At 73.6% G+C, this 19,029-nt stretch carries 13 protein-coding genes; 8 read left to right on the plus strand and 5 right to left on the minus strand.

Annotated elements, in window-relative coordinates:
* Positions 1-26: 26 nt before the first annotated feature.
* Positions 27-1,316 (minus strand): glycosyltransferase family protein, encoded by a 1,290-nt coding sequence (locus QUG93_RS13705; protein WP_289474693.1) that lies wholly within the window; start codon positions 1,314-1,316, stop codon positions 27-29.
* 251 nt (positions 1,317-1,567) lie between these two features.
* Here QUG93_RS13705 and QUG93_RS13710 point away from each other — a divergent pair, with 251 nt between their 5' ends.
* Positions 1,568-4,057, plus strand: coding sequence for a glycosyltransferase (locus QUG93_RS13710; RefSeq protein ID WP_289474695.1), 2,490 nt, complete (start codon positions 1,568-1,570; stop codon positions 4,055-4,057).
* A 211-nt stretch (positions 4,058-4,268) separates the two neighbouring features.
* Here the strand turns inward: QUG93_RS13710 and QUG93_RS13715 are convergent, their stop codons facing one another.
* Positions 4,269-5,570, minus strand: coding sequence for an O-antigen ligase family protein (locus tag QUG93_RS13715; protein ID WP_289474697.1), 1,302 nt, complete (start codon positions 5,568-5,570; stop codon positions 4,269-4,271).
* A gap of 140 nt (positions 5,571-5,710) precedes the next feature.
* On the opposite strand from QUG93_RS13715, the gene QUG93_RS13720 reads away from it, so the two are divergent.
* Positions 5,711-7,069 (plus strand): hypothetical protein, encoded by a 1,359-nt coding sequence (locus QUG93_RS13720; protein ID WP_289474698.1) that lies wholly within the window; start codon positions 5,711-5,713, stop codon positions 7,067-7,069.
* Positions 7,070-7,147: 78 nt separating this feature from the next.
* Here the strand turns inward: QUG93_RS13720 and QUG93_RS13725 are convergent, their stop codons facing one another.
* Both QUG93_RS13725 and QUG93_RS13730 read right to left on the minus strand, forming a co-directional pair.
* Positions 7,148-8,527 carry an O-antigen ligase family protein gene (locus QUG93_RS13725; protein WP_289474699.1) on the minus strand — a complete coding sequence of 460 codons (1,380 nt, stop codon included), beginning with the start codon at positions 8,525-8,527 and terminating at the stop codon, positions 7,148-7,150.
* A 50-nt stretch (positions 8,528-8,577) separates the two neighbouring features.
* Positions 8,578-10,671: an acyltransferase family protein gene (locus tag QUG93_RS13730; protein WP_289474701.1), complete on the minus strand. Its 2,094-nt coding sequence runs from the start codon at positions 10,669-10,671 to the stop codon at positions 8,578-8,580.
* Positions 10,672-10,747: 76 nt separating this feature from the next.
* Between QUG93_RS13730 and manA the strand changes: the two genes are divergently transcribed.
* From manA to QUG93_RS13755, 5 genes are all read left to right on the plus strand, one after another.
* Positions 10,748-11,956: a mannose-6-phosphate isomerase, class I gene (manA, locus tag QUG93_RS13735; protein WP_289474702.1), complete on the plus strand. Its 1,209-nt coding sequence runs from the start codon at positions 10,748-10,750 to the stop codon at positions 11,954-11,956.
* A gap of 54 nt (positions 11,957-12,010) precedes the next feature.
* The gene (gene galE / locus QUG93_RS13740) at positions 12,011-12,973 is read left to right on the plus strand and encodes a UDP-glucose 4-epimerase GalE (RefSeq protein WP_289474704.1); all 963 of its coding nucleotides are present in this window, start codon (positions 12,011-12,013) and stop codon (positions 12,971-12,973) included.
* Positions 12,974-13,151: 178 nt separating this feature from the next.
* A complete protein-coding gene (locus QUG93_RS13745) occupies positions 13,152-13,490 on the plus strand; it encodes a WhiB family transcriptional regulator (RefSeq protein ID WP_289474705.1) in 339 nt (112 codons plus the stop codon).
* 239 nt (positions 13,491-13,729) lie between these two features.
* Positions 13,730-16,597 (plus strand): glycosyltransferase family 2 protein, encoded by a 2,868-nt coding sequence (locus tag QUG93_RS13750; protein WP_289474707.1) that lies wholly within the window; start codon positions 13,730-13,732, stop codon positions 16,595-16,597.
* Entirely contained in the window at positions 16,594-17,997 is a 1,404-nt protein-coding gene (locus QUG93_RS13755; protein WP_289474708.1) for a DUF5719 family protein, read from the plus strand. Before QUG93_RS13750 ends, QUG93_RS13755 begins: the two co-directional genes overlap by 4 nt.
* A gap of 249 nt (positions 17,998-18,246) precedes the next feature.
* Here QUG93_RS13755 and QUG93_RS13760 read toward each other — a convergent pair whose 3' ends face one another.
* On the minus strand, positions 18,247-18,687 hold the full coding sequence (locus QUG93_RS13760; protein ID WP_289474709.1) for a metallopeptidase family protein: 441 nt from the start codon (positions 18,685-18,687) through the stop codon (positions 18,247-18,249).
* Between the two features lie 80 nt (positions 18,688-18,767).
* Here QUG93_RS13760 and QUG93_RS13765 point away from each other — a divergent pair, with 80 nt between their 5' ends.
* Positions 18,768-19,028: a DUF3499 family protein gene (locus QUG93_RS13765; protein WP_353067773.1), complete on the plus strand. Its 261-nt coding sequence runs from the start codon at positions 18,768-18,770 to the stop codon at positions 19,026-19,028.
* Position 19,029: the final 1 nt, after the last annotated feature.

A 19,029-nucleotide genomic window follows, 5' to 3' on the forward strand; every position in this document is an offset into this window, starting at 1 on the left:
TCCGTCGTGGGGTCGTCCCGGACGCCTCAGCCGCGTCGGCGCACGGCGCGGGCCACCCCGCCCAGGCGGTCGAGCACGCGGAACTCGGCGGAGCGGGTCAGCGTGTCGTAGCGGAGCGCGACCGCGTCGCGCTCCGCCTCGGCGGCCTTGCGGGCGTCGTCGATGACCGCCACGGCCTCCTCGGAGACGATGAGCCGCTGGTTGATCTCCTCGACGCCCGAGCGGTGCACGTCGCGCTCCGCCGCGGTCGTGCGGAGCTCCTCGCGCAGGAGGGTCGCCCACCGCAGGAGCGCCGAGCGGTCGCCGTCCCGCCGGGCGGCCTGCGCGATCGCACGGTCGAGCGACGGGCCGACCGCGGCAGCGCGGACCGCGTACGTGTGGCGGTCGAGCACGACGGCACGGAGCCGCTCGACCAGGGCGGTGCGCTCCTCGGCGGGCATCGCCAACGCCTGTTCGAGGGACGCGGCGTCCGAGAAGACCGGGACCTCGCCGAGCCCGAGCTCCTCGAGCCCGGTCGCGCAGTCGGTGACGGGCAGAGCCCCGCAGGCGAGCGACTCGTACAGCCGCGAGTTCAGGGTGCCGTACTCGGCGGCGGGGGCGATCACGTCGTCGACGACGAACGCGGCCGCCCGGTAGACCTCCGGCAGGGCGAAGAACGACACGGCGGGGCGCAGCTCGACGCCGTCCGACGCCTCGACGTGCTCGACGTTCGCGGCGAACCAGACGATCGGCTCGGGCGGCGCGACCTCGAGCAGGACGTCCTGCACGGCGCGCCGGGCACCCCAGAAGTTCACCGTGGTGACCGTGCGGTCGGTCCGCGTCGTCTCGTCGCCGGTGGTGAACAGCTCGGCGTCGACCGCGATCGGGACGACCTCGACCGGGCCGTCGTAGGCGGCGCCGACGGCGTCGCGGGCGGCGCGGGACGAGGTCCACACGGCGTCGAACTCGTCCAGGTAGGGGGCGGACGCCCAGGCGGCCGTCCAGTTGCGCACCCACGCCACGATCGCGGTGCCGGCCGGCACGAGACCGGGCACGAAGGACTCGATCATGCTCACGAGCACGGCGGTGTCGGCGGGGACCTCCTCGGCCCAGCGCGTGATCGGCCAGGTCGCGACGCCCCAGCCCTCGGCGCGGAGCGCCCGGGCGAGTCCGAGGGCGACGAACAGGTCGCCCTTGCCCTCGGCGGGGTCGTCGGTCGAGACGGCGAACCGGACGGTGCCACGGGGACCGGCGGCGTGGTCGCCGCGCGCGAGGGCCGCGTACTCGGCGGCGAGGGGGGAGGGCGTCGGGTCGTTCGGGATCGAGTGCTGCGGCACGGGTGCTCCGGTTCGGCTGGTGACGGCACGACGGTCAGGGGGTCGTCGCGCACGAGCGGCCTGGGTGGTGGCCGTCGCCCATTGTGCACGACCCGCGGCGGCGGGGAGGTGGACGCGCGGGGTCGTTGCCCGTGCGTGTGCCAGCACGACCGGCACGGGCCGGGCTTGTACAGTGATGACGGCCGGCGCCTCCCGTCGGCCTCGCACCACCGATCCCCGCCGCTGACCGCGGCACGCTGGAGGAACCCGCCGTGACAGAGCGCAAGCCGGGAGTCGTCTCCGTCGTCCTCGTGAACTACAAGGGCACCGACGACACCCTGACGAGCATCGCCGAGCTCCGCAAGCAGGACTGGCCGCAGGACCGCCTCGAGGTCATCGTCGTGGACAACGGCTCCGGTCCGGAGCACGTCGGTCGACTCAAGGCCTCGGACCTCGACTTCACGTTCGTCGACTCGGGGGCCAACCTCGGTTTCACGGGCGGCTGCAACCTCGGCGTCGAGCACTCGTCGGGCGAGATCGTCGCCTTCCTCAACAACGACGCCCGCCCGGACGCCGGCTGGGTGCGTGAGGCGATGGCGACCTTCGCCTCCGGGGCGGACATCGGCGCGGTCGCGTCGAAGGTCCTCGACTGGGAGGGCGTCAACGTCGACTTCACCGAGGCCGCGATGACCTGGTACGGCATGGGCTACAAGCCGTTCGCCGGGTCGCCCGACACGGGCCGCTGGGAGTCGGAGACCGACGTGCTCTTCGGCACCGGTGCTGCCATGTTCATCCGCGCGGAGCTCTTCGAGCAGCTCGGCGGGTTCGACGACCGTTACTTCATGTTCTACGAGGACGTCGACCTCGGGTGGCGTCTCAACCTGCTCGGGTGGCGCTTCCGGTACCAGCCGAAGTCCGTCGCGTTCCACAAGCACCACGCGTCGATGAACAAGTTCGGCGACTTCCGCGAGACCTACCTGCTCGAGCGGAACGCGCTCTTCACGCTGTACAAGAACCTCGGCGACGAACAGCTCGCCGCCGCGTTCCCCGGCTCGCTCGCACTGGCCGTCCGCCGTGCCGTCGGACGCGGGGAGCTCGACTCGACCGCGCTCGACCTGCGGAACCCGGGCGACGACAGCGTGCCGACGATCCCGGTCCCGAAGACGAGCATGGCGGGCATCTACGGCATCGACCAGTTCGTCGAACAGCTGCCCTCGATGACCGAGTCGCGCCGCGAGATCCAGGCCAGCCGCGTCCGCAGCGACCGGGAGCTCCTGCGCCTGTTCGGCAACCGCGACGAGCCGGCGTACCCGATCGAGGACTACCTGGCGGGCTACGACAAGATCGTGCACTCGCTCGGTGTGCTCGAGGTCGGCACCCGTCGGCGCATCCTCATCGTCACCGGTGACGCGATCGGCGAGAAGATGGCCGGGCCGGCGATCCGCGCGACGCAGATGGCGAAGCAGCTCGCCGGCGAGCACGACGTCCGGGTGATCAGCCTCACGCGCTCGACGCAGGTCGACCCGTCGTACGAGGTCGTCACGGTCCCGCACCGACACCCGCGCCAGATGGTCGAGCACGAGGCCTGGGCCGACGTCATCGTCGTGCAGGGTCACGCGCTCCGCCTGTTCCCGGTGCTCGAGGCGACGCAGAAGATCCTGGTCGTCGACGTCTACGACCCGCTGCACCTCGAGCAGCTCGAACAGGGCCGCAGCGACGACGTCGACCAGTGGAACCGGCAGATCCTCGACGCCTCGGACACGCTCAACCACCAGCTCGAACTCGGTGACTACTTCATCTGCGCCTCGGAGCGCCAGCGCATGTTCTGGCTGGGCCAGCTCGCCGGCTCGGGCCGGGTCAACGCGCGTACCTACTCACGCGACCCCGACCTGCGTTCGCTGATCGGCGTGGTGCCGTTCGGTCTGTCCTCGACACCGCCCGTGCACGACCAGCAGCGGGTGAAGGGTGTCTTCCCGGGCATCGGGAAGGACGACAAGCTCGTCGTCTGGGGCGGCGGGATCTACGACTGGTTCGACCCGATCACCCTCGTCCGCGCCGTCGGCGAGCTCGCGGTGCGCCAGCCCCGGGTCAAGCTCCTGTTCATGGGCGTGCAGCACCCGAACCCGGACGTGCCCGAGATGGACATCGTCGCGAAGGTGCGTGCCGAGGCCGACGCGCTCGGTCTCACCGGGAAGCACGTGTTCTTCAACGACACGTGGATCCCCTACGAGGAACGCGGTGCCTACCTGCTCGAGGCCGACGCCGGCGTCTCGACGCACTACGAGCACCTCGAGACCACGTTCTCGTTCCGTACCCGCATCCTCGACTACCTGTGGGCACGCCTGCCGATCGTGACGACCGTCGGCGACTCCTTCGGCGACCTGGTCGCCGAGGAGCACCTCGGGGTCGCGGTGCACGAGCAGGACGTCACGGGCCTGGCGGACGCGCTCGAGACGGCCCTGTTCGACGAGGACGCCCGCGCCGGCTTCATCGGCAACGTCGACCGCGTGCGCGAGCAGTTCACGTGGGAGAACGCCCTGGCGCCGCTCGTCGAGTTCTGCCGCAACCCCGTCCGGGCGGCGGACAAGTCGGTGCGGGAGAACTCGACCGCGGTCGAGGCCCACCAGATGCGGGTCCGCGTGCCGGACCGCAAGAAGCTGTACGGGGTGCGCCACGACCTCGGTCGCGCCGTGCACTACCTGCGCACGGAGGGGCCGCGCAGCGTGGCGGCGAAGGTCGCGCACCGCATCCGCAACCGCTGACGCGGGCCACCTGACCCGCGGCCGCCGACCCGCCGACCGCTGACCCTCCGGTCGGGTCCGCGGTCGCTGGCTTGCCGGTCGGGTCCGCGGTCGCTGGCTCGCCGGTCGGGTCCGCGGCCGCTGGTCCGCCGGTCGGGTCCGCACGATGCACGACGCCCGTGCCACGCTCCTGCGAGGCACGGGCGTCGCCGTGCACCGGGGAGGCCTGCCGTCAGACGCGGGGCAGGTGCCGGCGCCACGACCGGCGCCGCGCGGCGACCACGAGCACCGTCGTGAAGAGCATGAGCCCGGCGCCGTGCAGCAGGTAGCTCTCCGCCGTGCTCGTCACCGCCAGGAGCACCAGGACCGCCGCGGGCCACACGTAGGCCACGCCGGGGAACGTCGTCGCCGTCACCCACGCCCGTGCGAACGCCAGGAGCGCCGCGACGCCGAGGATGATCGTGCCGGCGAGCCCGATCTGCAACCAGGCGTCGATGAACGCGTTGAGACCGGACGGGTACCGGACGCCGGACGGCGCGATGAACGTGACGTACGGCACGACGGGCTCGTGCGGCCAGGTGCCGACCCAGCCCCAGCCCTGGATCGGGTACTGCGCGATGAAGGTCCGGATGTCGGACCACAGCTGCAGTCGTGTCGCGGTCCCGCCCGCCGCGCCGATCTCCGCGAGCACCCGTTGCCGCGCGGCGATGCCGACCGCAGCCATGAGCACCACCGTCGCGCCGAGCACGCTGTTCACCACCGGCCGTGTGGTCGGTCGCGCGTGCCGGAGCGACCAGAGCGCGAGCGCCACGACCGCGAGGGCGATCATCGCCAGGCCGGTGATCGGGGACTGCACGAGCATGAGGGCGATCACCGCCAGGGCCGTCGACGCCACCGCGCGGCCGGTGCTCACCGAACGCGTGAGGAACTCCACGACGAAGGTGACGAGCGCGGTCGCGGCGATGAAGCCCATGAAGTTGCGGGTGCCGCCGACGCCCTGGATCGGGCCGCCGTAGGCGATGTCGCCCTGGATCCCGAGGCCGGGGATCGGCAGGTCGAGCACCAGCCCGGACAGGACCTCGAGCCCGAGTGCCACGACGAGCAGGATCCGGAAGGCGTCGCCCGAGGCTCGGATCACCTGCACGAGGTCGCGGCCGAGCGCGAGGTACAGCCCGAGCCCGATGAAGCAGAGCGTGCCCACGAAGCCGCGCAGGGCGACCCACGAGTACTGGCTCCACAGCACGCTGAGCGCGCAGTAGCCGACGAAGGCCAGCAGGGACAGGGGGAGCACCCCGTGCCACTCGATGCGGTAGCGCTGCCCGAGCAGACTGAGCCCGGCCAGCACGACGAGCGTGACGAGCACGGCCCAGTCGCCGGCGGTCCCGACGAGCCGTTCGACCGTCGGCTGTCCGAACGCGAAGAGGACGATCGTCGTCGCGAGCGCCTGGCTGAAGCGCCCGCCCGCCGAGAAGCCGATCCACGCGGACAGGTACCGGCGTGCGAGCACGTGCCTGGTCACCCGTCCGTCGCTCACGGGTCCATCTTCTCCTACTCGTCGCCGGGCGCCGCATCCGGTGGTGGCTCCTGGACAGCGGGTGTCCTCCGGGCGTGCGACGGGGAGCGCCGGCACGGCGACATCACGGATCGGCGATATCGCACTATCGTCGATCCGCGATGGACGAGCGACGACGGGCGAGGACGGCGGTCGGTCTGCTCCGTGTCGCCGCAGTCGTCGGCATCGGTGCGGTCGCCGCCCTGGTCGCGGCCTGGCGGCTCGGCGCGGTCAGCCGCGGCACCGCGTGGGCCGAGGACGCCGGACTGTTCCTGCGGGAACGGCTCGCACTCGGACCCGTCGACTCCCTGCTGCACCCGTACGCCGGGTACCTGCACCTCGTGCCGCGCCTGTTGGTCGACGTCGCGTGGGCCGCGCCCGTGCAGTGGTACGCGGTGACCATCTCGCTCGGCGCGTGCGCGGTCGTCGGGTCGGTGTCGTCGGCGGTCGTCGTCCTGGCGCGCGACGTCGTGCCCTGGTGGCCGGCGCGCACGGTCCTCGCGCTCCTGCCCGCACTGCTGCCGCTCGGCCCGTACGAGATCAGCGGCAACGCCGCGAACCTGCACTGGTTCCTCCTGTTCCTCAGCCCGTGGCTGTTCGCCCACCGACCGCGGACCTGGTGGGGCGCCGGCGCCCAGGCCGCCCTGACCGCGCTCGTGGTCCTGAGCGAGGTGCAGACCGTCGTGTTCCTGCCGGTGCTCGCCCTCGCCTGGGTCGGTCGTCCCGGTACCGGCCGACGCCTCCGGGCGCTCCCGGTGACGGTCGTCGCGCTCGCGGGCGCCGCCGCGCAGGTCGTCACCGCCCTGACCACGCAGCGGGACTCGCAGCCCGGCTCGCCCGCGTTCACGGACGTCGTCGCGGGCTGGTTGCTGCAGCCGGTTGCCGCGCTCTGGCGCCCCGACGTCGCCTCGGTGGTCCGCGCCGTGGTCACGCACGGGTGGTCCGTCGTGCTCGTCCCGGCGGGCGTGCTGCTGGTGCTGCTCGTCGCGGCCGTCGTGGCGGCACCCTGGCGGACGCGCTGGTTCGTCGTCGCCCTGACCGCGGTCTCGTTCGGCGTGTGGTGGGCGGCGCTCCTCGTGAACGGCGTCGGGGAACTCCCGTGGGCCCAGGCGCGTCAATCGCTCGCGGCGATCCCACCGCTCCGCTACGCCGCGGCCTCCGGCCTCCTCCTGCTCGCCGCGGCCGTGGTCGCCGCGGGTGCGCTCGCGGGGCGCCCGGCGCCGGCGCACGACGGGGGAGCGGGACGCCGTGCGGTGTCGGTCGTGGTGCGGACCGCGGGCTGGGGGCTCCTCGGCGCGGTCCTCGTCGCGACGCTGGGCAACGCCGCGCAGGGCCCGACGCGGCGCAGCGACGGACCGGTGTGGGCGGACCAGGTCCCCGCGGCGCGCGCGGCGTGCGAGCGGGACCCGGACGGCACCGTGGTCATCCGGGCGGCACCGTGGAACGCCGACGTCCCCTGCGAGCGCCTGGTCGGGCGCTGACGGCCCACCCCGAGCGGCGTGGTGGCCGGTGCGTCCGACGGTCCCGGGCGCGCCAGCCCGGACGCGTCGACCCGGTGCTCAGCCCACCGCGCGCCGGCGGAACTCGCGCTTCGTGCGCGGGGTCCTCGTGCCGTCGCCGGTCGACGGCGGTTCGTCACCGACGAGCACGTTCCGCGTCTTGATCGCGACCAGCGCCAGCAGGACCCAGTTGCCCTGGTACAGCAGCCGCGACTCGGCCACCGACTGCACGAGCAGGGCGACGACGACGAGGAGCGGGAACAGCGACACCGGGTCGAACGGGCGGGGGCGCAGCGCGGCGTCGTACCCGATCCGGGTCGCCGAGGCCCACGACCGGAGCAGCGTCGTCAGCGCGTACACGGCGAACAGCACCAGGCCGACGATGCCGGTCTGCATCCAGACGTCCAGGTACGCGTCGTGGGCCTGCAGGTAGGTCACGCCGTTCCGGTGGTACAGGTCGGCGAGCGTCGGGATGTCCGGCCACCAGTAGCCGATCCAGCCCCAGCCCACGACCGGGTGCTGCTCGACGAGCCCGAGCACGCGCTCCCAGATGACCCCGCGCCCGGTGGCGTCCGTCCCCTTGCCGAGGACCTCGGAGACGATCCCGCGCCCGAGCACGCCGCCCACGACCACCACGACGGCACCGACGACGAGCAGCAGCGACCGCGGACCCCGCTGTCCGTCCGGCACCCGTCGCATCCACAGCGCGACGAACAGGGCGGCGACGACCGCGAGCGCGGCCACGAGCACGGTCGACGACCGGGCGACCACGAGCGCGACCCCGAGGACGACGAACCACGCGATCGCACGGTGCGGGCGCATGCGGGCCTCGGCGAACTGCACCCCGACGGCGATCGCGGCGAGCAGGGCCACCATGGCCAGCAGGTTGCCGTTGCCCGGCAGGCCCTGCACCTGCCCGCCGGTGAACAGTGCGGCGCGTGATGCGTAGAAGGCGTCCGGGACGTCGCGCGACCCGTAGTCGGTCCAGACCGGAGCGACCGGGTGCCGGACCACGACGGCGACGAAGGCCTCGAACACGAGCGAGAGCAGCACGACCCACCGGAAGGCCAGGCTCGCAGCGTCGGTGATGCGCCGCCAGCTGAGGGTGGACGCGATCGCGAACGCCACCGCTGCGCAGACGACCTGCACGGTGAGACTGGCGAGCGTCGCCGGTCGCCAGTGCGACCAGACGACCGAGACGAGGCACCAGGCGAGGAACAACCAGAGGGACCGTGGGGTGCGGGCCGACGACGGACGTGCGCGTACCAGCACGGTGACGCCCCAGACCGCCAGGAGCCCCCACAGCACGCCGGCACCCCACCACGTGAGCACGTTCGGCACGGCGTCGCCGGCGAACAGCACGAACAGGACGGTCGCGCCGAGGGCGAAGGCCTCGCGTTCGGGGACCGTCCCGCGGGACAACGGCCAGGTGTTCGTCACGGTCGCAAGGCTACCGGCGTCCGCCTGCCGTCCCGTCGGCCCTGTCCCCGTCACCCGCGGTCCGTGGCCTCGAGGGCGCGTGCGATCTCGGCGCCGAGGTACGGCGCGAGCGTCACGGCGAACGTGTTCGTGAGGTGCGTGGCGTCCCGGTGCACCAGCACGCCGCCGATGACCGCGGGGCAGACCGTGTCCGTGCAGTAGTACGGGGTCAGGTCGACGAGTCGCGCCGTACCCGCCGGCATCCGGGCCACGGCTTCGGCGCTGCCGTCGAACAGTGCGAGCGCGGCACCGCGCGAGCTGTCGCAGGCGTTCGTCGTCGGGCCGGTCATCTGCCCGACGCAGGCCACGACGTCGGGGCGGGCCGTCGGGTTGTCGCGCAGTGCGACGACCGGGATCCCGGCGTCCGCGGCGACCTCCCACGCGCCGACGAGTCCGTCGACGACCGTGTCGTCGGCAGACCGCCCGCCGCTCGCCACGACGCGGCCGTTCCCGGTGGAGTGGGTCACGAGCAGGCCGTCGAGGTCGGGGTGCGCGCGGATCCAGTCGAGCGCGTTCTGCTTCCAGCCGTCGCAGTCGGCCACCTGCTGCGCCGTCTCCGCGGGCTGCTGCGCCGTGGTGAGGTAGCAGCTGATGTGCCCGGCGAGGTCGATCCGCCAGTGGTGCTCCTCGGCGATCCGTTCGTAGGTGTCCACCAGCACGTTGTTGTGCGAGTCGCCGATCGCGACGAGGTGCTTCGTCCACCCGGTCGCCGGTCCGAGCGTGCAGACGTTGAACGCATCGGAGTCGTTCGACCAGCACGCGGCCCGGTTCGAGTTGTCGTCGACGGCGTTCGCAGCGGCCGGCACCCGGACCTCGGCCAGTGCCGGGTTCACGCAGGGCTCCGGGGACGAGATGCGCGCGGCGGCCCCGAAGCACCGGACGTCGCCGGAGTCGAGCCGGTCCGCGAACGCCGCGGCCTCGGTCTGCTGCACGTGCAGCGCGACGAGGGACGACGCCCCGAGCGCGACCACGAGCACCGTCGCGACCGCGCCCGCGAGCGCGACCGCACGCGGCCGGAGCGCCTGGACCCAGCGCGAGAACCGGAGCGGTTCCTCGACGAGCAGGGTCGTCAGCGAGGCCAGCACGAGCGAGGCGACGAGCACCGCGAGCCGGTCCTTGAGCCCGAGCTCGTGCCGCAGTGCGATCGGGAGCAGGACGACGAGGGGCCAGTGCCAGAGGTACACCGCGTACGAGACCCGGCCGACGAACGCGACCGGGCCGAGCCGTCCCAGTACCGGCAGCCCGCTGTGCGCGCCGAGGAGCACGACGAGCGTCGCCCCGACGACGGGCAACGCTGCGGCGGCACCCGGGAACGGCGTCGATCCGGTGATCACCACGAGCGAGAGCAGCAGCATGCCGACGCCGACCCATGCGCCGACGACCCGGACCGAGCGCGCGACGGTGGTGCGGGGCCGACCGAGCGGCAGGGTCGCGGCGAGCCCGCCGAGTGCGAACTCCCACGCCCGGGTCGCGGTCGAGAAGTAGGCGACGCCGGCGGCGCTCCCGGTCTGCACCACGCTCCACGCGAGCGACAGGACGACGACGGCGCCGAGGAGCACCCGCGCCGTGACGACCGGCGAGGTCGCACGCCGCACCCGGCGCGCGACCCAGAGCGCCGCGAGCAGCACGAGCGGCAGTGCGATGTAGAACTGCTCCTCGACCGACAGCGACCAGAAGTGCTGGTACGGCGACGGCTGGTTCCCCTGCGCCAGGTAGTCCACCGCGTCGGCGGCCAACTGCCAGTTCTGCACGTAGACCGTCGACGTCACGAGTTCGCGCGCGTACTGGCCCCACAGTGCGCTGGGCACCCAGACCAGCACCGCGACCCCGGTCGCCGCGATGGTGAGGAACGCGCCCGGCAGCAGCCGCTTCGCCCGCCGGGCCCAGAACGACCCGAGCCGGATCCGGCCGGTCTCGACCACCTCGCGCAGCAGGTGCCCGGTGATGAGGAAGCCCGAGATGACGAAGAAGACGTCGACGCCGACGAAGCCGCCCGGCAACCGGGCGGGCCAGAGGTGGTAGAGCACGACGGCGAGCACCGCGAACGCCCGGAGCCCTTGCACGTCCCAGCGGGTCGACTCGGAGCGGCGGCGCGGTTCGGACATCGCGCGAGAGTCTACGGACAGCGGGCGACATCCACGAGACCGGCGGACGGCCGGGCGCTGCCGGTACGCTCAGGGCATGTTCCTCGGCATCACCAACACCCCGCGCGACTACGCCTGGGGCTCGGTCACCGCGATCCCCGAACTGCTCGGTCGCACCGTCACCGGAGCGCCGCAGGCGGAGCTGTGGCTCGGCGCCCACGCCGGCAGCCCCAGCGTCGTGGTGAACCCCGCGATGGTCGGCGGCGCCGACACGCTGCGCGACTGGATCGAGCGCGAGCCCGAGGCCGCGCTCGGCCCGGACCGGAGCGGGCTGCCGTTCCTGCTGAAGCTGCTCGCGGCGGCCGCACCGCTGTCCCTGCAGGCGCACCCGACGCCCGAGCAGGCGCAGGAGGGCTTCGCACGCGAGGAGGCCGCCGGCATCGCCCTCGACGACCCGGCACGGAACTACAAGGACCCGTTCCCGAAGCCGGAGCTCGTCGTCGCCCTGAGCGAGCGGTTCGAGGCACTCAGCGGTTTCCGGCCCGTCGCCGACACCACGTCCGAGGTGCAGGCGCTCGACGCCGGTACCGGGCGGCTCGGACCGCTCCTGGTCCACCTGTCCCACGGGCTCGAGGACACCGTCCGCTGGCTCGAGACCGCCGACGCCTCGGCGCTCGCCGTGGTGCAGGCCGCCGCCGACCTGGCGGCCGGGACGGCCGAGGCCGACCGGACCCCGAACGTGCAGACCGTCGTCGACCTGGCGGCCGCCTACCCGGGGGACCCCGGGGTCGTCGTCTCGCTCCTCATGCACCGGGTGACCCTGGGCACCGGCGAGGCGATGTACCTGCCGGCCGGCAACGTGCACGCCTACCTCGACGGCCTGGGCATCGAGCTGATGGCACCGTCGGACAACGTCCTCAGGGGCGGCCTGACGTCGAAGCACGTCGACGTCCCCGAGCTCCTGCACGTGCTGGACTTCACCGCGTACCCGGCCCCGGTCCTCACCCCGGAGCACCTCGACGCCGGGGTCGACCGCTTCGCGCCCGACGGCGTGGGCTTCGCCCTGGTCCGGGTCACCGGAGACGGTCGTCCGGTCGGGCTCGGCACCGGCGGGGTCGCGCCGTTGTCCGGCCCGTCCATCGCGGTCTGCACGTCCGGCGCGGTGACGCTGGTGGGCGCGACCTCGGCCACGCTGCTCCGGCAGGGCGAGTCCTGCTTCATCACCCCCGACGAGGGCGACGTGACGGTCGAGGCCGACGCCGCGACCGGTCTGACGTCGACGGTGTTCATCGCGACCGGTGCGTGAACACGCAGCGACCTGCGGACCGGCGGGACGTCCCGGTCCGCTAGCGTGACGAGCATGAGTTGGCTGGTCACCGGCGGTGCCGGGTACATCGGGTCCCACGTCGTCCGCGCGCTCCGCGCCGCGGGCATCGACACGGTCGCGTTCGACGACCTGTCGAGCGGCTTCCGCGCGTTCGTGCCCGAGGACGTGCCGTTCGTCGAGGGGACCATCCTCGACCAGGACCTGGTCGCCCGGACGCTCCGCGAGCACGAGGTGACCGGTGTGGTGCACGTCGCCGGCTTCAAGTACGCCGGGGTCTCCGTCGAACGGCCGCTGCACACCTACGAGCAGAACGTCACGGGCACGGCCACCCTGCTGCGCGCGATGGCGGAGAACGGCGTGACGAAGGCCGTCTTCTCGTCGAGCGCCGCGGTCTACGGCACGCCCGACGTCGACGTCGTGGTCGAGGACACCCCGAAGGCCCCGGAGTCGCCCTACGGCGAGTCGAAGCTCATCGGCGAGTGGCTGCTGCGCAACATGGAGGTCGCGGCGGGCTTCGCGACCACCTCGCTGCGCTACTTCAACGTGGTCGGCTCGGGTGAGCCGGACCTGTACGACGCGAGCCCGCACAACCTGTTCCCGCTCGTCTTCGACGCGCTGCTCGCCGGTCGGACCCCCCGCATCAACGGCACCGACTACGACACCCCGGACGGCACCTGCGTCCGCGACTACATCCACGTCGCCGACCTCGCGCACTCCCACGCGGTCGCGGCGCGGAAGCTCGAGGCGGGGGAGCAGCTCGAGCGCGCCTACAACCTCGGCAGCGGCGACGGCGTCAGTGTCCGGCAGATCATGGACGCGATGGCTGCCGGCACCGGGATCGCCTTCGAGCCCGAGGTCGCGCCGCGCCGCCCCGGTGACCCGGCACGCATCGTCGCCACCGGCGAGGCCGCCGCGCGCGATCTCGAGTGGGCGATGCGGCACACGCTCGACGAGATGGTGACCAGCGCGTGGGAGGCCCGCCGCCGCGTCTCCTGACGCACCAGCGGCCGCTGCGTGTCCCCCGTCCGCCGGACAGAACCGGCGCGACACGCCCGTACGGGGGACATGACACGCCGGATCGTCCAGGTGCTCCTATGATCCGCGACTTGACTCAGGCGAATGACACCGCTGTAATTACAGGCAACGACCTCGGTCGTTGCAGGCCGTCGTCGACATGTCAGGGGTGATCAGGGTGAACGGTTCCGACTTCCACGCCGGCGTACCGGAGGACTGGCACGTCGACCCGGTGTCGCTGGGCGTCCCCGGGGTCCGACGTCCCGAGGCCGACGACGAGAACCCGCTCGCCTGGCAGGTCGACTCGCTGTGCGCGCAGACCGACCCCGAGGCGTTCTTCCCCGAGAAGGGCGGCTCGACGCGCGAGGCCAAGAAGATCTGCACCTCCTGCGAGGTCCGGTCGCAGTGCCTCGAGTACGCGCTCGAGAACGACGAGCGGTTCGGTATCTGGGGCGGCCTCTCCGAGCGCGAGCGCCGGAAGCTCCGCCGCCGCGCCTGACGGACCGCGCCGCCGCGACCGGCGGCGTCCGCTGCAGAGCAGCGCGCGACGCGCGGCGGACGGACGGGAGGCACGCCCCGCGTCCGCACCGCAGCCCGCGGTCCTGATCCCTCGTCGCTGGCTCCTCGGCGCGCCCTCGCACGGCGCTGGCGCGCCGTGACCGCTCGGACGCGCAGGTTCACGGCACGCCGTCGTCGCAGACGGGAGCCGCGCCTCCAGACCGTAGAGTGACGCGCGTCATGCAGCCCAGTCCCGCGCAGCCCCGGTCCGCCCGACCCCACGTCACCGCGGTCCTCGTGACCGCGAACGGTGGCGAGCACCTCGACCGGACCCTGGACGCCCTCGTCGCCCAGACCCGGCACCCCGACAACCTCGTCGTCGTCGACGTCGGGTCCACCGACGGGTCGACGGCCGACATCGCACTCGGGGGCTCGGCCGGACTGGTGCGCCTGCCGGCGGGTCGACCGTTCGGCGAGGCCGTCGCAGTGGGGGAGCGCGAGGCACCGACCGCCGACCCGGACGAGCCCGTCGACGAGTGGCTCTGGCTGCTCGGGCACGACAACGCTCCCTCGCCGACCGCCCTGGCGGAGATGCTCTCAGCCGTCGAGATCGCCCCGTCGGTGGTGGTCGCCGGGCCCAAGCTCGTGTCGACCGAGGACCCGTCGCTCATCCGCGCCTTCGGGGAGAGCACCACGCGGTCCGGCCGCTCGCTCGCCCTCGTGCACGACGAGCTCGACCAGGGGCAGCACGACCGGCACACCGACGTCATGGGCGTCTCGGCCGGCGGCATGCTCGTCCGGCGCTCGGTCTGGCGTGACCTGCGCGGCTTCGACCCGGCGCTGCCCGACGTCGACGCCGCCCTCGACCTCTGCATCCGCGCCCGCCTGGCCGGGTACCGCGTGGTCGTGGTGCCGGAGGCCCGCGTGACGAGCGCCGGACCGGTCGAGGAGTTCGGGCGCAAGCGCGTCTCCGAGGCCCGACGGGTGCGACTCCACCGGCAGGCGCAGCTGCACCGTCGGCTGACGTACGCGCCCGCCGGGCTCCTCTGGCTGCACTGGCTGCTGCTCGTGCCGACAGCGGTCGTCCGCGCGGCCGGTCACCTCGTCGCGAAGCACCCCGCTGCCGTGTCCGGCGAGCTCGCCGCGGCCTTCGCGGTGGCCTTCGGCGGCGGCGTCGGCCGTGCCCGACGCAACGCCGCCAGGACCCGACGGGTCGGCTGGGCGGCGGTCGAGCCGCTCCGGGTGAGCTGGCGGCGGCTGCACGAACGTCGGACGACCTCGCGCGACGTCGAACTCGCCCGGGTGGAGGACGCCCCGATCGCCCGGGCGTCGTTCCTCGGCGACGGCGGTGTCTGGGTCGTCCTCGCGGCCGCGGTGCTCGGCGTCGTCACCCTGTACCCGCTGCTCGGCAGCCCCGCGGTCACCGGCGGCGGACTGCTGCCGCTGAGCACCTCCGTCGGGCGGCTCTGGCAGAACGTGGGCTACGGGTGGCACTCGATCGGCACGGGATCCACGGGTCCGAGCGACCCGTTCGCCGCGGTGCTGGCGGTCCTCGGCTCGATCACGGCATGGTCGCCGTCGACCTCGGTGGTCCTCGTGCTCCTGCTGGCCTTCCCGCTCTCGGCGCTCGGTGCCTGGTTCGCGGTCCGCAAGGTCACGACCCGCACCTGGGTGCCCGTCGTGGGCGCGGCCCTCTACACGATCGCCCCGGCGCTCGTCGGCGCGGTGACGACCGGTCACCTCGGGGGAGTGATCGCGCACGTGCTCCTGCCGTGGCTCCTGCTCGCCGTCCTCGAGGCGCACCGGTCCTGGGCGTGGGCCTCCGGCGCCTCGCTCCTGTTCGCGGTCGTGGCGGCCTCGGCGCCGTCGCTGCTGCCCGTGCTCCTGGTCGGCTGGGTCGTCTCCCTCGTGGTCGGGTGGCGCCGTGCGCACCGGCGTGTCTTCATCCCGGTCCCAGCGGCCGTGCTCTTCCTGCCGCTGGTGCTGGCGCAGCTGGCCAGGGGCAACCCGCTCGCCGTGTTCGCCGACCCGGGCGTGCCGTCCGCGACCCGGGCCCCGTCGGCACTGCAGCTCGCGATCGGGCAGCCGCTGCCGGACTGGAGCGGCTGGCTCCCGGCGACCGCGTCCCTCGGCCTCCCCGCGCTGGTGCTGCCGGTCGCGATGGCCGTCCTCGCCCTGCCGGTCGCCCTGCTCGCGATCGGCGCGGTGCTCGGGCACCGCTGGGCCGTCGCCGGTGCGGCACTGCTGCTGGCGCTGCTCGGCTACGCCACCGCCTTCGGCGCGACCCACGTCACCGTCACCGGCGTCGGCTCGACGACGACGATCGTCTGGCCCGGGAGCGCCCTGTCGGTGATGGCGCTCGGCATGGTCCTGGCCGCCTCGATCGGCGTCGACGTCCTGCCCCGGACCGCTCCCGTCGCGGGCCTCGTCGCCGCCGTCCTCGCCGGGGTCACGGTCGCGCCGGCCTTCGCCGCGTCGGTGCTCGGCGACACGCTCGTCCAGCCCACCACGGGACGCGTGCTCAGCGCGTACGTGAACGCGGAGGCACAGGCCAACCCGGACGTCGGCACGCTCGTCGTCGACCCGCAGACCGACGGGTCGCTCGCCGTGTCGCTCGAACGCGGACAGGGGTCGACGCTCGACGACCAGACGACGCTGGACGCCACGGCGCTCCGCCTGAGCCGTTCGGGCGCGCAGCTGGCGACGCTCGCGGGCAACCTGGCCAGTCGCAGCGGGTACGACCCCGAGCTGGCGCTGCGTGAACTCGGCATCTCCTTCGTGCTGCTCGACGACCCGGTCGACGACGCCGCGGCCGAGGCCGTGCACGACCGGGCCTCGGGCGCCATCGGCCAGGACGCCCGCTTCACGAGCATCGGTGAGACCGCGACCGGCCGACTGTTCCACTACGAGGGCGACGTCGACCGCGTCGCGACCGGGTCCGCCGCCACGCAGGCGACGCACGTGCTCTACCTGATCGTGCTGGGTGTGGTGTTCGGCGCAGCGGCCCTGCTCGCCGTCCCCACGGCGCCGCGCCGTCGCCGCGCCACGTCGAACGTCATCGAGGCCGAGGAACCCGCCACCACCTTCGACGAGGAGCGCGACGAATGAGCACCACCACCGGCTCCGTCCGACGCTGGGTCGTCCGCGGCACCGCGACCGCGGTGGCCGTGGTCGTCGCCGCCGGTGCCGTGACCGCGGCGCACGCCATCGGCACCGAGAGCACCCCCGCACGTCCGGCCGGGCGCACCGTCACCCCCGTGCCCGCCGACGCACAGCGCGTCTGTGCCGGCAGTGCGCTGCGGCTCTCCGACGACTCGGGGAACGACGCGACGACGGCGAGCACCGTCGGGTCGTCGAAGGTCGCCACCGCCACCACCGGTTCGCGGGTGGACCGGTCGACGCTCCGGTCGTCCGCCACCGGGGGCAGCGACCCGCAGCTCCTCACGGCGCCCGCGGGGGAGTCGACCCCGCAGGTCGCCGGCAGCACGTCGCAGAGCGTGTCCTCGGGTGACCTCGTGGGCTTCGCCGCCGCCTCCTGCGACGACCCGGGTCAGTCGACGTGGCTCGTCGGCGGCTCGACCGAGACCGGCCGCACGAGCCTGGTCACCCTGTCGAACCCGACGGACGTCAACGCGACCGTCGACCTCGCCGTGTACGACTCGTCGGGCACGGTGTCGGCCCCCGGCACGACCGGCATCGTCGTGGCCCCGAACACGCAGAAGGTCGTGCCCCTGTCCGGCTTCGTCTCGGACCAGGGCTCGACGGTGGTGCACGTGACCTCGTCGGGCGGTCAGATCGTCGCGCACATGCAGGAGAGCATCGTCCGCACGCTGGTGCCGGGCGGGTACGACATCGTCTCCGGCGGTGCCGCACCGGCGCGCACGCAGATCATCCCGTCGGTGGTCCTCCGCGACGCGCAGCAGGCCCAGCGGGGGGACGACGCGGCGGACGCGGCACCGGTGCTGCGCCTGTTCGTGCCGGGGGACCGTGCCGCGCGCGTGACGCTCGGGATCACCACGGCGGACGGCGGCGGTTCGACGGTCAACGCGACCGCTGAGCCGGGCGTGGTCACCGACGTGGCGCTCGACGACTTCCCGGACGGCCGGTACTCGTTCGCGGTCACCTCGACCGAGCCGGTCGTCGCGGGCGCGCGGACGACGGTGCCGACGGACGACGACCGCACGGACCTCGGCTGGTTCGCCTCCGCGGAGCCACTCGGTGACGAGGCGGTCACCGCGGTCGCGCCCGGCGGCGACCCGAAGATGAACCTGGTCAACCCGACGCGGTCGGACGCCCGGGTGACGATCCGCTCCGGTGACCGCGAGCAGCAGGTCGACGTGGCGTCGGGGAGCACGGCGACCGTGCAGGTCCCGGTCTCCACGCAGCTGGTGGTCACGGGCGCCGAGGGGCTCGTCGCCGGGGTCAGCTACGACGCGGACGACGGGGTCGGCGGCTTTCCGGTGCGGCCCGAGACCGAGGTCTCCACACCGCTGCGCGTCTACCCCTGACGGACGGACCCGCGTTCGGGGTGGGGTCCGGCCGTGGGTGCTGTGTCCCTGTCGGGCTCGCCGGTGCCGGTGCCGGTGGCGGTCCGGGGTGCGGTCCGGCCGTGGGTGCTGTGTCCCTGTCGGGCTCGCCGGTGCCGGTGGCGGTCCGGGGTGGGGTCCGGCCGTGGGTGCTGTGTCCCTGTCGGGCTCACCAGTGCCGGTGGCGGACCGGGGTGGGGTCCGGCCGTGGGTGCTGTGTCCCTGCCGGGCTCACCAGTGCCGGTAGCGGTCCGGGGCGAGGTCCCACGGATCCTTGTCGATCAACTCACCGACGGCGCGGAACACCGCGGTCTCGATCACGATCCGCTTGTCGGTGTCGTCCTTCTCCGGGCTGCGGGTGACCCGTTCGACCGGGATGCGGAAGAGCGTCACGCGTCGGGCGTCCCGGTCGACGCGCCACCGTGGCAGCCGGTCGGGGAGGGACTGGTCGGTCGGCATGTCCGCGACCTGGAACACGACGCCCGCGAGCTCCTCCGGCCAGAGCCCGACCAGGTAGTGCGCACTGTCGCCGACGATCCGGTCGAAGGTCTCGGCCCGGGTGATGACGGGCGCCAGGTCCGGACCGGTCACGCTCGACCGCCCGCCGCGCCCGTGCCGCGACCGTCCCCGGGCGCGGTCGACGGGGCTGACGGTACGAGGCTTCCGACGCATCCCGCCATCGTACGCGGCGGGGTGCGCCGCACCGGTCGGCACCGGCGACCGCGTGGGCGGACGGTAGGGTCGGTGCCGGTATGGACGTACGGATCTGCAGCAAGGTCGCCTGTGGCGCGAGCGCGTCGGCGACCCTGACGTACGACTACGCCGACTCGATGGTGGTGGTCGGCCCGCTGTCCACGCGCGTCGAACCGCACGGCTACGACCTGTGTGCCCGCCACGCGGCGGGCCTGCGCGTCCCGCGCGGCTGGGACGTCGTGCGCCGCGCGCCCCTCCGTCGTGAGACGGGCCGGGCGGCCGTGGACGGGCCCGGTCCGCAGGAGGACCCCCGGTCCTGAC

The organism is Curtobacterium caseinilyticum, from assembly GCF_030363035.1.
Lineage (GTDB): Bacteria > Actinomycetota > Actinomycetes > Actinomycetales > Microbacteriaceae > Curtobacterium > Curtobacterium caseinilyticum.